The 15,987-nt window shown below is 43.9% G+C and carries 11 protein-coding genes; 8 read left to right on the top strand and 3 right to left on the bottom strand.

The features are described from left to right. Nucleotides 1–7: 7 nt before the first annotated feature. Both AS141_RS17400 and AS141_RS17395 read right to left on the bottom strand, forming a co-directional pair. Entirely contained in the window at nt 8–3,112 is a 3,105-nt protein-coding gene (locus tag AS141_RS17400; protein WP_082632350.1) for a SusC/RagA family TonB-linked outer membrane protein, read from the bottom strand. A 310-nt stretch (nt 3,113–3,422) separates the two neighbouring features. Then, nucleotides 3,423–3,914 (bottom strand): DUF6702 family protein, encoded by a 492-nt coding sequence (locus AS141_RS17395; protein WP_057938958.1) that lies wholly within the window; start codon nt 3,912–3,914, stop codon nt 3,423–3,425. An 84-nt stretch (nt 3,915–3,998) separates the two neighbouring features. Between AS141_RS17395 and AS141_RS17390 the strand changes: the two genes are divergently transcribed. From AS141_RS17390 to AS141_RS17380, 3 genes are all read left to right on the top strand, one after another. Beyond that, nucleotides 3,999–4,580 (top strand): HupE/UreJ family protein, encoded by a 582-nt coding sequence (locus AS141_RS17390; protein WP_057938957.1) that lies wholly within the window; start codon nt 3,999–4,001, stop codon nt 4,578–4,580. Between the two features lie 55 nt (nt 4,581–4,635). After that, nucleotides 4,636–6,966, top strand: a complete 2,331-nt coding sequence (locus AS141_RS17385) for a M1 family metallopeptidase (protein WP_057938956.1) — start codon at nt 4,636–4,638, stop codon at nt 6,964–6,966. Between the two features lie 252 nt (nt 6,967–7,218). Then, nucleotides 7,219–7,998 carry an NIPSNAP family protein gene (locus tag AS141_RS17380; RefSeq protein ID WP_057938955.1) on the top strand — a complete coding sequence of 260 codons (780 nt, stop codon included), beginning with the start codon at nt 7,219–7,221 and terminating at the stop codon, nt 7,996–7,998. 310 nt (nt 7,999–8,308) lie between these two features. On the opposite strand, the gene AS141_RS17375 is transcribed toward AS141_RS17380, so the two are convergent. Continuing rightward, nucleotides 8,309–9,433, bottom strand: coding sequence for an amidohydrolase (locus tag AS141_RS17375; protein ID WP_057938954.1), 1,125 nt, complete (start codon nt 9,431–9,433; stop codon nt 8,309–8,311). 143 nt (nt 9,434–9,576) lie between these two features. Here AS141_RS17375 and AS141_RS26900 point away from each other — a divergent pair, with 143 nt between their 5' ends. The 5 genes from AS141_RS26900 to AS141_RS17355 all read left to right on the top strand — a co-directional run bounded on the left by AS141_RS26900 (nt 9,577) and on the right by AS141_RS17355 (nt 15,939). Beyond that, complete coding sequence (locus AS141_RS26900) at nt 9,577–9,753, top strand: hypothetical protein (RefSeq protein ID WP_198293572.1); 177 nt, start codon at nt 9,577–9,579, stop codon at nt 9,751–9,753. A gap of 10 nt (nt 9,754–9,763) precedes the next feature. Next, nucleotides 9,764–10,384, top strand: a complete 621-nt coding sequence (locus AS141_RS17370; protein WP_057938953.1) for a pseudouridine synthase — start codon at nt 9,764–9,766, stop codon at nt 10,382–10,384. A 173-nt stretch (nt 10,385–10,557) separates the two neighbouring features. Further along, nucleotides 10,558–11,529: an AAA family ATPase gene (locus AS141_RS17365; protein ID WP_057938952.1), complete on the top strand. Its 972-nt coding sequence runs from the start codon at nt 10,558–10,560 to the stop codon at nt 11,527–11,529. Between the two features lie 188 nt (nt 11,530–11,717). After that, entirely contained in the window at nt 11,718–12,953 is a 1,236-nt protein-coding gene (locus AS141_RS17360) for a hypothetical protein (RefSeq protein WP_057939000.1), read from the top strand. 82 nt (nt 12,954–13,035) lie between these two features. Next, nucleotides 13,036–15,939, top strand: coding sequence for a TonB-dependent receptor (locus AS141_RS17355; protein WP_232424952.1), 2,904 nt, complete (start codon nt 13,036–13,038; stop codon nt 15,937–15,939). Nucleotides 15,940–15,987: the final 48 nt, after the last annotated feature.

Raw genomic sequence — 15,987 nt, 5'->3', positions numbered from 1 at the left:
TTATAAATTAAAATGCAAGTTGAATTCCTCCCATGATCGTACGCGCTGCGGGGAACTGCCCGTAATCAATCCCTGAACCTAGGGATGAATTGATACCCGTTCTTACTCCGATTTCCGGATCATATCCAGAATACCCTGTGAATGTCAGCAGGTTTTGGGCAGATACATATATCCTAAGCTTTGAAATCGTCCCTTTGCTCCAAGTCTGTAATAGGCTGTTTGGAATACTATATCCCAGGGATATATTTTTCAAACGGAGATAAGAGCCATCTTCTACGAATCTGGAACTTGCCCTGGCATTTCTATTGGGGTCACCTGAAATTGCACGCGGTACGTCGGTATTCGTGTTGCTAGGGGTCCATCGGTCAAGGACTACGTCACTCGCACCAAACAGACGTGTCATACCCTCGGTATGGTAACGGAGATTGTTGAAGATTTCATTGCCGGAAACCCCCTGCCAGAACATGGTGAAGTCAAATCCCTTGTAGGAAGCATCCACATTCAGGCCATAGGTAAAGTCAGGGAGGTAGTGGCCTAAGTTAACTCTGTCGTTTGCATCGATAACCCCATCGTCGTTGATATCTCTAAATCGGATATCGCCTGCTGCGGTATGTAAAGCAGGATCATACTCGCTAAGGTCATCCGGTAGGTTTTGCCTTGGGGCAGATTGTGCCTCTTCATTACTCTGGAATATCCCTTCAGCTTCCCATCCATAGAAGTAAGCGATCGGCTGATTCTCTTCCGTAAGAGTCATTGCATCTCCTTGGAAATTTGGCCCAAATATAGTGCTTCCCGTTCCTAGAGAAGTCAATTCATTGGTCACAAAGCCCATGTTTCCGTTGATTCCCAATTGAAAATCGCTCTTACGCAGTTCGTATCCGGCTGTTATTTCAAAACCGGTATTTTTTACAGTTCCTACATTGGCTACCGGTGCACCATCATAACCCAAGGAGGGAGGAATTGGTACTCCCAGAAGCATGCCTTCTGTGGTGTTCTCAAAGAGCTCCAGGGATAAATTGAACTGGTCATTGAATAAACCTAAATCCAAGCCAAGGTTTTTCATAATCGTAGTTTCCCATTTCAATTCTGCGTTGGCAAGAGCCGTAATGGTACTTCCGGTAAGCAGATTATCGTCAAAATTGTAAAATAAGTCGGAATTGATGGTAGCCTGATAGGCATAGTCCCCGATTCTGTCATTTCCGGTCTCCCCGTAACTCGCGCGGAGTTTAAGATCACTTACAGCCGCCAGGCTTTTCATGAATCCCTCTTCGCTTATTCTCCATCCTAAGGATACGGAAGGGAAAGTACCCCATTTGTTTTCAGGGCCAAACCTTGATCCTCCATCCCTCCTTATGCTGGCACTTACCAGGTATTTCTGGGCGTAATCATAATTGATCCTGCCTACATAGGATATTAGCGCATATTCCGTTTTAGAGCTGGTAGTGGTTTGGTTTTCCACCCCCTGAAGTTCTCTGACATCGTTAGTCAACGAGTTTTGTCCAGAACCATTTAAGCTTGTAAATGTGGAAGTTTGTCTCTCAATTACACCCAAAAGATCAATGTGGTGTTTGCCAAAATCTTTCTCATAGGTTAGCTGATTGCTGAAAAGCGGAGACACAAAATTTGTTTTGGTCTTGGAGATTGTAGCAAAGGGGGAAACACTAAAATCCCCTGCATCGAAACTTGGACTGTATTGAAAATTATCCCCTATTCCCACATCCAAACCTACCAGAAATTTGTAATCAAGTCCTTTTAGGATATTTACATTGATATAAGCTGAGCCTAGAATTTTGTATTCCTGACTGTTGTTTTCTCTTAGTTCGGCATTGAGAACCGGATTCTCGGGATCGGAACCATCCACTCTATCGGAGGCCCTGAATCCACCTGGGCGGGAGGCATCCCGGACCGGTATGTAGGGAACGGCTTTTACGATATGCTCCAGTTGGCTTCTACCTCCAGAAAAAGGCTCAATGTTTCTATTGGAATAGGCAATGGTGAGCGTCTGCCCGATTTTTACCCTGTCATGAACTTTGTATTCCGTATTCGAGCGCATAGATACCCGCTCGAAATCCGTACCTCTCATGATACCTTCCTGAGCAAAGTAGCCCAGGGAGAAATTGTAGAGAACATTGTCAGTACCGCCGGATATTCCCAGGTTGTAGTCCTGGATAGGGGCGGTACGGAACATCTCATCCTGATAGTCTATGTCATTATTGGCAAATTCTCCCAGGTTGTCAAACCGTGCCGGAGGGTCATCCCCTGCATTCCCCAATAACTCCCTACCAAACGCTATGTATTGGTCCCTATTGAGTAGATCCAGGGTTTTCCAGGCCTGCTGTGAGCCATAATAGGCATCCATAGTCACCAGCGGTTTTCCTTTTTTTCCTTTTTTGGTAGTCACCAAGATCACACCGTTTGCCCCTCTAGAGCCATAGATGGCAGCTGTGGAAGCATCTTTAAGCACCTCTATGGATTCTATGTCTGCAGGATTGATTTCATTTAATCCCCCAGCAGGCATCCCGTCAATTACATACAAGGGATTATTGTCCCCCACGGTGCCTATGCCTCTAATCCTGACGATAGGACTGGTGCCGGGGGAGCCGGTGTTGGTGACATTGACACCTGCAGCCCTACCTTGAATAGCTGAGGCTATGCTGGCTACCGGCAGAGCACGGATTTCTTCTGATCCCACTGAAGAGATGGCCCCGGTGACCGTGGCCCGTTCCTGGGTACCATATCCTACTACAACTACTTCAGAAAGTGAAGAAAGATCCTCCTCCAGGACAACGTTCAGTTCACTGGCGTTACCTACCAGCACCTCTTGGGAGGTGTAGCCAATAAACGAGAAAACTAAGATAGATTCGTCAGAGGGGACGGTTAAGCTAAAGTTGCCGTCAATATCTGAGGCCGTACCAATGGTGGTACCTTTAACCAGAACATTTACACCGGGCATAGTCTCGCCGGTTGAGGATTTGATTACGCCGCTTACACTTCTAGTTTGGGCGTAGGAGGTTCCTGCCATAAAAATCAGCAGGACAAGTGTGAGCACAAGGCCATGAAAATTTTTCCATGGAGGAAGTGCCCGAGATTTTGGGTAAATCGGTTTACACATAAGTTTAGTAAAATTTTAACAGGTTCGTGTAACCTGTCAGGTTTGAGATGGGTAAATTGTTGATCCCCTACTATAAGGAATCTGACTATTAATGTAATGATAAAATTGGTTTCCTAATAATATTCTGAAGGAATCTTCCTCTGCGTCAGAATCGCCTGTAAAGACCTTTTTAAGGTGCTATTTCGGTTTTTCTACTCAAAAATTGAGCAACATATTAAAAATATGAAAGATCAGTTTTCAATTAAAAAAAATAATATTGAAAGAGTAATGTATTTCTGCTAAAATTTTAGGTTAAACTATAAATGTTCTTTTATTTATTAAGAACGCCTGACTCCATACCTTTTCCAAGTATTATGCTTTTAGGTGCGTTTGTTTCAAAATAAAATTGAACTACATTCTTTTGATCTGGAAAATTTGTGACCAGTAACGAGTTTTTAACCTTGAGAGAAGTAGGTTTTTTGACCAGTTCAGATTCTAAGTAGAACCAGGCAGCGTCTTCTTCCACTTCGTATCCGATGAAATTTATTGGAACGACGCTTTCTTCAATCCAGATTGTATTTTGCTCCAGCAAATAGGATTGGATTTGTTTATGAAGTTTTTCTTTGTTTGCTGGATTCAAAAAATCAATCGATTCATTGTGATATCCACTCAGGGCGATTTCCAGATCATCCCAAAAAATTTTCTGCGAAATTTCCAGTTTCTTAGTGTCTTTATTCCATCTGATCTCCGTCAAACTGAGGTGAAACGGATGTGCAAATACCAGCCATCCCAGGCTGAGCAATAATATGTAATACTGTTGCATTTGGTGTTGTGCTGACTGTCTTTTCTCCTAATTAAAACGTATTATTGCGCAAATTACTTCCTTTAGAAGTAATTCACCCCTTCTATGAACTCATTTCAATTATATTTTCGTCTAGGTCTGCAGCATATCCTCGATATCCAGGGTTATGACCATATTCTTTTCGTTTTGGCACTATGTGCGGTCTTTATTCCCAGGGACTGGCGTAAGGTAGTGATTTTAGTGACTGCATTCACGATTGGCCATTCCTTAACCTTAGCTTTGGCTACCTTCAAAGTGGTCAATGTAAACTCTGATTTAATCGAATTCCTGATTCCTGTTACCATAGCGATCACCGCTTTCATTACAATTCTGCGTCCAAAACCTGCTTCCGGCAAGGGACTTTCTATCAATTATATCTTCGCGTTATTCTTCGGGTTAATTCATGGATTGGGGTTTTCTACCTATCTGAGAAGCCTTTTGGGCAAAGAGGCAAGTATATGGCAGCCGTTGCTTGCATTCAATCTGGGCTTAGAATTAGGCCAGCTGATTATAGTTGGTGTATTTCTTCTTATTACATCCATTTTAGTCGGTATTGCTGGAGTAAGTAGAAAGGAATGGACATTGGTGGTTTCTTCGATGGTCTTTGGTGTTGCCTTGATGCTGATGCTGGAGACGAAATTTTGGTAAAAAACAGCGTTAAACCTAAGTATAGATTAGAAAATTAAACAACCTGATATCACAGATGAAAAAATTACTAGCACTTGCAGCATTGGCAGTCACAGGGGTTTTTCCAGCTTTTGCGCAGCACTCTGAGCAGAATCACGCAGAGCGTTTTGAGCAGCTTGGCCCCATGCTGCGTTCTCCAAACGTATATAGAACTGCCTCAGGCGCACCGGGCCATATGTATTGGCAACAACAGGCGAATTATGTGATCAATGTGGAGCTGGATGATGCCAATCAATCCATCAAAGGTTCTGAGAAAGTTACCTATATCAATAACTCCCCCGATCAACTTACTTATCTGTGGGTACAGTTGGAGGAAAATCAGCGTGGGGCAGATTCTGATTCCCCCAAGACTGCAGAAAGCTCCATTGGTTCCAGAATGACCCTTCGAAACCTTGAAGGACTGATCTGGGCAAATGAGGATTTTGGCTATAAAGTGCTTGAAGTAAAAGATGCCAAAGGCAACCCCTTGCCAGTGACGGTAAATAAAACCATGATGCGCATAGACTTGCCAGCTCCGCTTAAAGCTGGGGAAAGCTTCACCTTTGGTGTAGAGTGGTCATTTAATATTACAGATCGGGTAGGGTATGTTGGTGGTCGCCCTGGCTATGAGTACTTTGAGGGAGATGGCAATTACCTCTATACCATGGCAGAGTGGTTTCCGAGAATGGCTGTCTATTCAGATTTCGAAGGCTGGCAAAACAAGCAATTCATGGGTTCTGGTGAGTTTGCTTTGGTGTTTGGAAATTATGAAGTGAATATCACAGTGCCGGCAGACCATATGGTCGGAGCCACCGGAGAACTGCAGAATGCTAGTCAGGTTCTTTCCGCTACGGAATTGAATCGATGGAATACTGCGAGGAAAACGTACGATGCTCCAGTGGTTATCCGTACCCAGGATGAGGCAATCGAACTTGAAAAAGGAAAATCCACAGCTAAAAAGACCTGGAAATTTAAGGCAGAAAACGTCCGGGATTTTGCATGGACTTCCTCCCGCAAATTCATCTGGGATGCAATGGCTGTGAAGCAAGGCGGCAAAGACGTGATGGCAATGTCCTATTATGCCAAAGAGGCCAATCCTCTCTATGGTCAGTACTCTACACGGGTGGTCGCTCATACGCTCAAATCCTATTCCTCCCATACCTTCGATTATCCTTATCCTACGGCCATTTCTGTAGAAGCTGCCAATGGTATGGAGTATCCGATGATCTGCTTTAACTACGGGCGGCCTGATCCTGACGGAACTTATTCGGAAGCGGTGAAAAACGGAATGATCGGGGTAATTATCCACGAAGTGGGACACAATTTTTTTCCTATGATCGTAAACTCTGACGAGCGTCAGTGGACTTGGATGGATGAGGGCTTGAATACCTTTATGCAGTTTATGGCAGAGCAGGAATGGGATCGTAATTTCCCTTCCCGCCGTGGACCGGCGCATAAGATTGTTCCTTACATGAGAAGTGCCAAAAATACCCTGGAGCCGATCATGACAAACTCTGAAAATATCATTCAATTCGGTCCAAATGCTTATGCTAAACCGGCTACCGCTCTGAATATCCTGCGTGAGACAGTGATGGGACGAGAGTTGTTTGATTATGCATTCAAGGAATACGCCCGAAGATGGAAGTTTAAACACCCGACTCCTGAGGATTTGTTCCGCACCATGGAAGATGCTTCTGCCGTGGATCTGGATTGGTTCTGGAGGGGATGGTTCTATGGCACTGAGCCTGTGGATATCGCTATTGAAAATGTGGCACTTTATAAAATGGATAACCGTACCCCTGCGGAAAAGAAAGAGGCGATGAAGGCCGAAGCTGACCGTGAGGAAGATTATGTGTCTAAGGAATTCAATAGAAATGATGTAAAAGAAACTGTCGTGGAGGCCAACCCCGAAACGCATGATTTCTATACCAGCTATAATCCATTTACCGTAACTCCTGAAGACGAGGAAAACTATAAGCAATTTATGGCAAGCCTTTCACCTAAGGAAAAAGAGTTGATGGGCCGTGATCTGAACTTCTACGAAATTACTTTCAAGAATGTAGGCGGGTTGGTAATGCCGATTATTTTGGAGTTCCAGTATGCGGATGGTACTTCTGAGATAGACAGAATTCCCGTAGAAATATGGAGAAAGAATGAATCACAGGTCACAAAAGTATTTGTGAAAGAGAAGGAAGTCACCCAAATCATTCTTGACCCTAAGAGAGAAACCGCCGATATCGACGAATCCAGTAATTATTGGCCAAGACAATATCAGCCGAGCAGATTCGAGTTATTCAAAGGATCAGGAGCGGCGCGGGGTGCATCTACAGGTAGTAATCCTATGAAGAAAGCAAAATCTAACCAATAATAAAAAAAGCCGGCGCAAGTCGGCTTTTCTTTTTTAAACTTAGCATCTTATCATATGCAGAAACAAGCTGTTTCTGCATATGGATATCCGCTTTTCTGTCAGTAAAGCAATTAAACCATCGTAGGATTTGAAGAGCACTGGCGTAGAGGCCAATTCGGCCCTCCGTCTAGTAAAGCATGGAGAATATTTTCTACTGGCATTATTGCGTATATTCATAGTTATTATACCATTAAACCTAAAACCAAACCTAAAATGAATGCAAGCAAACTGATTTTCTTTAGTGCCATAGCAGTGGCGTTTTTTATCAGCGCAAATCTGATGGCTCAAAAGAGGGATTTCTACGAGTTGAGAATCTATCACATCGAAAATGCCGAGCAGGAGGGAATGCTTGATGACTACCTGGCCAATGCTTTTATCCCGGCCGCCCACAAGCACGGAATTGCCAAAGTAGGGGTTTTCAAGCCGATTGACTCCCAGCCTAATGCAGGTAAGGCAGTTTATTTATTTGTGCCGTTTAAGTCATTGGATGAATATGTGGGTTTGGAATCCAAACTGGCTAAAGACCAAACTTATCAGGCCGCAGGAAGTGCATACATCAATGCTTCTCATGCAAAACCTCCATACAAACGAATCGAAACCTCCCTGCTTCAGGCTATGACAGGACAACCGAAGTTTGCAGAGTCAACATTGACAAATGCCAAGAAGGACAGAGTTTACGAACTGAGAAGCTATGAAGGGGCAACCGAGCGCCTTTATAAGCAGAAAGTGAAAATGTTCAACTCAGGGGAAATGGATATTTTCGAAAAGTTAAACTGCAGTCCTATCTTCTATGCAGAGACTATCGCCGGAGCTAATATGCCAAATCTGGTATATATGACTACCCATGAAAACATGGACATCAGAAATGAACATTGGAAGCAGTTCGGATCGGATCCGGACTGGGCAGGCATGAAAGATCTTCCTGAATATGCCAATACCGTGTCCCGAAACGACACAAAGCTGCTCTATCCGGCAGAATATTCAGATTTGTAACTCACAATAAAGCCGGCGAAAGCCGGTTTTTTGGCATTATTAATTCTCTCGCAACTGCACAAAGTTGTGCTGCTTCTCTAGAAGCCGGACTTAGCGTTAATCCACTTTACTGCCAGTAAAGGCTAAAGCATTATAGGATTTGGTAATCCGTCATCGGTCTTCTGGCCTGATGGGCAAAGTAATTATGGGGATAGCTTCACTGAAGGTAATCAGCTAATTTTTAATGTGTTTATAATTGATTTCATTGGCCACGTAGAATCTCGCATCATTAGAATCATCCCGGTATGTGACGTTTGCGTTATGCTTGATTTCATCCATTTACTTTTCTTGCAATTCCCTCAAAGATCATTACTCCTGTTTCTATCAGTTCATCAGGAAAATCATAGGTAGGCTCATGCAGTTGCGGACAATCTTCACCGGCTCCCAATCCGAAAAGGTAGGCTGGGCAGCTTTGACTGAATAACCCAAAATCCTCTGACCAGCGAAAGGGTTCCGGTTTTTCTATCATGTCCAGACCTGAGTTTTTCATTACTCCCTCGGCGATTTCAGAAGCTTTTAGATGGTTTTCAGAAACGGCGAATGATTCCACAAATCTGAACTCACAGCCTAGCCCTTCAGCCGAAGCTATTCGATTGGCTTCCTTGGTAATCATTTCGATTAAGGTTTCCAGCTCATTTTGGTCGAAAGCCCGGATGGTCAGACTTAAACTTCCCTTACCGGCACTTGTTCCGAAAGCCAAACTTCCGATCTCCGCGTGAACGACAGTTACCAAGGCAAAAGTCTCGAGTTTTTCCGGTAGCTTCGGGAGGACTTGAATCAATTCAGCGATCGATTGGGCCGGGTTGATCCCCGCATCGGGGTGTGCTGCATGAGAGGTTTTGCCAGTTAAGGCAATCGTCAGCCCAGTACTTCCAGCGGCAAATGTACCTTTTCTAGTGACCAATTGGTTGAGTGGAAAACCAGGCAAATTGTGAAGGGCAAAGGCATAATCTGGTTTGATTTGAAGAAATTTCGGATCATCCAAGATCCATCTGGCCCCTTCACCGGTTTCCTCTGCAGGCTGGAAAAGTAACACTACTTCCCCTTTCTCTGGTCTTTCCGCAGCTAGTTTCTCCCCCAATCCACAAATAATCGCCATATGACCATCATGGCCACAAAGATGCGCTTTACCGTCTACCTGGCTTTTATAGCCTGGTTCTCCGGTTTCAAGAATAGGAAGTGCATCCAGCTCAGCGCGAAACAAACTCCGTGGTCCTGGATTTTGGCCTTTGAAAACAAATGCAAGACCATTGCCTCCAAGCTTTTCTATGGTTTGATCTGGAGTAAGTTTTGTGAAAAAGGCCATAATCTTAGCTGCTGTGCCGGATTCTTCTCCCGCAGTCTCAGGATTTTGATGCAAGTGTTGGCGAAGATTCACTAGGTTGGAGTTAGGCATTTTTATCGGGTGTTTTTCTGAAGGTAAGTTTCTACTGCTCAGTTGGAATCATTTTTGATGAAAATAATGAGGCCAGGGTCAGGAACTTTTCAGGATCGTTGGCTATTTTAGGATATCATTTCAACCCTTCAACTATAACTTTTATGAACGAGGCACAAATTCAAAACTACAACGAGCAAATCCAAGCTTTGGAGGCGCAAATCACTGGTGATATGTTTGCAGACATGGAAATTCGTGACAAAATCCACAACCTGAAAATGGAGCGTGACGGTGTGAAACCAACGGATTCCAGCATAGACTGTGTAGGTTGCGGAAGTTAATTCACTGACTTTGGCCAGCTACTTTATCATTTACAAGCCCTTTGGGGTCTTATGTCAATTTTCGGGAGAGGGGCAGACGCTTGCCTCTCTTTTTGATTTTCCAAAGGATGTATATCCAGTGGGAAGATTGGATAAGGACTCAGAGGGGCTTCTGATTATCACCAATGACAAATCCCTTAATCATCACCTGCTAAATCCGCGCTTTGGTCACCAGCGTACCTATTATGCCCAGGTGGAGGGTTCTCCCGAAGCGGCATCTTTGAAAGAGTTGACACAGGGCGTGCTCATCAATGTGGATGGCCGTGATTATAAGACCAAACCGGCAATCGCCAAAATTCTTGATCCGATTCCCTCCCTTCCTGACCGTGATCCTCCGATTCGCTACCGTGCTTCGATTCCGGATACATGGATTTCTCTTACTCTGATAGAAGGCAAAAACCGACAGGTACGCAAAATGACTGCGGCAATAGGCCATCCTACGTTGAGACTGGTCCGCTGGTCTATGGAGAAATTAACAATCAGTGGCTTTAAAGTAGGGGAAGTGCAGCAGATCGATGAGCAGACGATTTATCACAGGTTGGGCTTGACTGGATTCAAAAAGACTGGTTTGAATAAGCCAAATCGTAATTGAGGGTCGATCTTTACAACATTTCCCCTTATCACCACCAACGCTGGAAACCTTCTTAAAATTTCCTAAATTCCCTTTCTTGGCTATGCTTTACCGCTTCTAAGATTTAAGATTGTCCTTTGGGACAAAAACCTCTATTTTAGACTCCCTTTAACAGCACTCAAAGATTTAATTCCATGCATCAGGAAAAAATAGCAGACGTAATACAGGAAGTAAGAAAAGTAGTAGTAGGCCAGGACAGAATGGTCAATCGATTATTGATTGGACTTTTTACCAATGGACACATACTTTTGGAGGGTGTACCTGGGTTGGCAAAGACCTTGACGGTAAATACGCTGGCAAAAGTTTTACATCTGGATTTCAACAGAATCCAATTTACTCCGGATTTACTTCCTGCGGATCTGATCGGTACCATGATCTACAACCAGCAGGCAGCCAATTTCGAAGTGAAAAAGGGGCCTATCTTTTCCAATCTGATTCTTGCGGATGAAGTGAACCGATCTCCTGCTAAAGTGCAATCTGCACTGTTGGAAGCTATGCAGGAAAAGCAGGTTACCATCGGTGAAACTACCTATCAGCTTGATCGTCCTTTCCTGGTGTTGGCAACTCAGAATCCAGTAGATCAGGAAGGAACCTATCCTTTGCCGGAAGCGCAGGTGGATAGATTCATGATGAAGGTGCATATAGATTATCCAAGCAAGGCCGACGAAATGGAAGTGATGCGCAGGATGGCGAATATGTCCTTCAGCTCTGAAGTAAATGCGATGCTTTCCAAGCAGGATATCTTTGAGATCCGGGACCAGATCAATTTCGTGAAAATTGCAGAACCACTGGAACACTACATTATAGAACTGGTTTTTGCGACCAGATTCCCGCAGCATTACGGGCTCAATGAAGAGGCCAAATACATTCAGTTTGGAGTTTCTCCCCGTGCGAGTATCAATTTGAACTTGGCATCGAAGGCTGTTGCCTTTATGGATGGAAGGGATTATGTTTTGCCGGAAGACATCAAGGAAATAGCAGAAGATGTACTAAATCACCGGATCATCCTCAATTATGAAGCTGAGGCAGACGGTATTAATACGAGAGACCTGGTGAAAATCCTTCTGGAGAAGGTTCCGATTAACAAATCCATAACATTGAAATAGCAGCTGTTTCTGCAAAAAAAGGCTTTTCGAAAGAGAAGCCTTTTTTTATGTCTTTTTTGTTATTCCAATATTAAATATGGTGCTCTTTGTTAAAAAAAGCATAATTCACAAAATTCTTTTGAGGTCAAAAATTGAGTCAGATTTGCAACGTCAAAAAGGGCAAAACCATAATCAATTATAATATCTCAATGAAAAAGTTCAACTACCTATTATTCATGTTTGCGGCGGTTGTGATTGGCTTCACCAGCTGTGTAGATGGCAACGACCCAGATCCGACTCCAGTCGATCCGGATGAGGATGATGTCCTTTTGGTAGAATCCAACATCAGTTCAAATACTACTTGGGAAACGGGCAAAACGTATGTCCTTGGTGGTAGAATTGCAGTTACTTCTGGAAATACCCTTACTATTCAGCCTGGTGTAATTGTCAAAGGCGAAGTTGGATCTGGATCCAATGCCACCGCGTTGATTATCGCAAGAGGAGCTAAACTAGATGCACAGGGAACAGCTGACTCCCCTATTATTTTTACTACTGTGGCCGACGAAATCGCACCGGGCGAAATCGCTTCTCCAAATCTTGAGTCTGATATTTCCGGACTTTGGGGTGGATTGCTCATATTGGGTAACGCGAAAGCTTCATTGGCAGGGGATGTGACCGAAACGCAAATCGAAGGTATCCCGCCATCCGATACAAATGGGCTTTATGGAGGATCTGATGATGAGGACAATTCTGGAATCATCAAATACATCTCTATCCGCCATGGTGGTGCCAACATCGGTGAAGGAAATGAAATCAATGGCCTTACACTAGGAGCTGTAGGATCAGGAACTATCATCGAAAACGTAGAAGTAATCGGTAACCAAGATGATGGAATCGAATGGTTCGGTGGTGCTGTGAATGTTAAGAACGCAATCATCTGGAACGCCGGTGATGACTTGTTAGATACAGACCAGGCTTGGTCAGGTACTATGGACAACTTTATTTTAGTGGCAGGCGCCGAAACGGACCATGCACTTGAAATTGACGGTCCAGAAGGCTCATTCAATGCAGGTCATACCTTGAAAAACGGTACGATAATCGGAAACGATGTATCCGAATTAGGTGACTTCAGAGATGGGGCAAGAGGTACTTTCGAAAACATTTACTTCTTCAATTTTGCAAATCCTGCTGATACGGAAGGACGTGGCGATCTTTCTCTAAGCGGAGACAAGACGCTTGCCACTTTCGCTGACGGCGAATTGAAATTCATGAATCTTGAAGCTACTCTTGCTGAGGGTGTTGCACTTGATGCAGTATTCAAAAACGGAACTGCTGCCTATGCTACAAGTGTGGCTGCCGGTGCAAATACAGTAGGTGCTGACAAGGCTGCTTTCGCAAGCACTTGGTCTTGGACATCCGCTTCAGGAGCCATTTCTGATCTTTAATAATCACACACTTTTCAAAGAAGGAAGGAGGGACTTGCAAGGTTACTTTCTTCCTTCTTTTTAAGTATTTAAAAATTGCTGTATGAACAATCAATCTACTAATCCGCTAATGAAGGGATTCCTGGTTTTACTTCTGCTGGTGCTTTCACAGGTATTTGCAGGTTTCGCATTTGCCCAAAATGGTACTATTCGCGGTACGATCTTCGAGGAAGCCACGGGAGAACCACTCTATGGTGTTTCAGTCCTGGTGAAAGAAACATCTACCGGCGCAGTAACAGATTTCGATGGTAAGTTTGAAATCCAAGTTGCCCCAGGTACCTATACCCTGCAGGTTTCTTACATTTCTTATTCTTCCATCAACCTTACTGAAGTAGCTGTTAAAGCTGGGGAGGTGAATGTAATCAGTGATCTGTTGATGGCTGAGGAGGCTTCTGATCTTGAGGGTGTTACCGTATCTGCTTCGGCCATTAGAACTACTGAGTCTGCACTTCTTTCTGTAAAAAGAAATGCCGCCAACCTAATCGACGGTATTTCAGCGAGCACTTTCCGCCAGATCGGTGATGGGGATGCTGCATCCGCTGTAAAGCGCGTAACGGGTGTATCCATCGAAGGTGGTAAATACATCTATGTTAGAGGGCTGGGAGACAGATACACCAAAACTGTTTTAAACGGCGTCGATATTCCAGGCCTTGATCCGGATAGAAATACGATCCAGATGGATATATTCCCTACCAATGTGATCGACAACATCATCGTTTCAAAATCTTTCACCGCAGACTTACCGGCGGATTTCACCGGTGGTGTGGTAGACATAGAGACAAAAGATTTTCCTGAAGAAAAATCCATGCGTTTGAGCCTCAGTGGTGGCATCAATCCTTCGATGCACTTCAATTCAAACTTCCTCAAATATGATGGTGGAAATACAGACTTTTTAGGTTTTGATGATGGTACAAGAGCAATTCCTACTGATGGGAGAACCGACATCCCCCAGTATGGCGATGCAGTGGGTAACCCGAATGGTCCAAAAGGATTAGAGTACCAGCAGATTCTTGGGGACTTCAATAAAACATTAGGTGGTTATAGAGCTAATAGCTTAATGGACGTTGGGGTTAGCTTTTCTATGGGAAATCAATTTGCCAGACCAAAAGCAACTTGGGGCTATAACTTCGCCCTGACCTATAAGAACGAGACGGAATTTTATCAGGATGCGGAATACAACCTGTATGCTAAGCCTAGGGAAGCGGACCAGACCGAACTGGAGCCATTGGAAAGACAGCGAGGTGACTTCGGGGTGAACAATGTACTACTGGGGGGACTTGCCGGCATCGCTTTGAAAACGGATCATTCCAAATTCAAATTAAACCTGATGCACCTGCAAAACGGAGAATCAAAAGCCGGTGAATTTAATTTTATCAACACCAACCTGGGAGCAAACTTCGAAGCAAAGCAGTATAACCTGGAATACAGCCAAAGAGGTTTGACAAGCATCTTACTGGCAGGTACCCATTACCTCAACGGAAATGAGTGGGAAATCAATTGGAAAGTGGCCCCGACCAGATCAACTATAGCTGATCCGGATATCAGGTTTACCAGATTCAGGGAGCCTACAAATACCATCTCTACAGAAGTTGGTCTGCCAGCTAGAATATGGAGAGACCTGGAAGAATACAGCATTGTTGCCAAAGGGGATATTTCCAAAAACCTGACACTTTTCTCCAGACAGGGCAAAGTGAAATTTGGAGGGAATTATGTGTTCAAACAACGTGATTTTAATATTCAAAGCTTTCAGTTTGCCACAGGAAACACTGAATTCACCGGAGATCCAAACCAGATTTTACTTGACGAAAACCTTTTCTCTGCCGATAATAGAAATGGGGTAAGGTACAACGCAGATTTCATTCCTATCAATGCCAATGCGTACAACTCTATTGCTACCAACATGGCAGGTTATGCTTCTTTGGAGGCAAACCCTACTGAGAAGTTGAAAGCTATTGTCGGCTTGAGAGTAGAGAAATTCAACCAGTATTACACAGGAACTAACCAAACTGGTACGATCGATTATGATTTGGTAGAAGTGTTGGATGACATGGATTTCTTTCCTACCGTCAACTTGATTTTCAACCTGAAAGAAAATCAAAATCTTCGTGCTTCCGCTTCCAGAACTATTGCAAGGCCTTCTTTCAAGGAACTTTCTTACGCTGAAATCCTTGACCCGATCACAGGCAGAACTTTCATCGGAGGGCTTTATCCGGAGACTACCAATGGAGGTACAGAGGTTCTTTGGGATGGCAACTTAGTTTCTACCCATGTGAATAACTTTGATTTGAGATGGGAAGCTTTCCAGGACAAAGGGCAAATGCTTTCTGTAAGTGCTTTCTATAAAACATTTGAGAAGCCTATCGAAATGGTTCAGTTTCTTGCAGATCCAGGCACTTTCCAGCCAAGAAACGTAGGTGACGGAACGGTGGCAGGTTTGGAATTGGAATTCAGAAGGTCGCTGAAATTTATTGCTCCTAGTTTTGAGAATTTCAGCTGGAATACCAATGTGACAATTACAAAGTCGCAGATTGAAATGTCCGAGTCAGAATATAGGTCAAGACAACTTAGCGCCAGAGAAGGGCAGGATATCGAGAACACCCGTGATATGGCTGGTCAGGCTCCGTACCTGATCAATACAGGATTGAGCTATAACTCTTTTACTACAGGCTGGGAAGCCGGTGTATTCTACAATGTACAGGGATCATCCCTGCAATACGTAGGTTTTGGTAACAGAACGGATACCTATTCAGTCCCTTTCAATAGCTTGAACTTGAACATTAACAAGACCTTTGGCGCAGATGAGCGTATCCAGGCTGGTGTTGGTGTTCAGAATATCCTGAATTCTAAAAAGGAGTATGTGTATAAATCATACGAGGCAGAAGATCAGATCTTCAGCAGTCTTTCTCCAGGGACAAAAATTAATATGAGAGTTTCCTTCTCATTCTAAAGCACAACCTTCACAATGAAAAAGGCTCCCACGCGGAGCCTTTTTCAT

The sequence above is a fragment of the Algoriphagus resistens genome, assembly GCF_001442615.1.
GTDB lineage: Bacteria > Bacteroidota > Bacteroidia > Cytophagales > Cyclobacteriaceae > Algoriphagus > Algoriphagus resistens.
The sequence above is the reverse complement of the archived record's forward strand: the minus strand, read 5'-3'. Positions and strand labels throughout refer to the sequence as shown.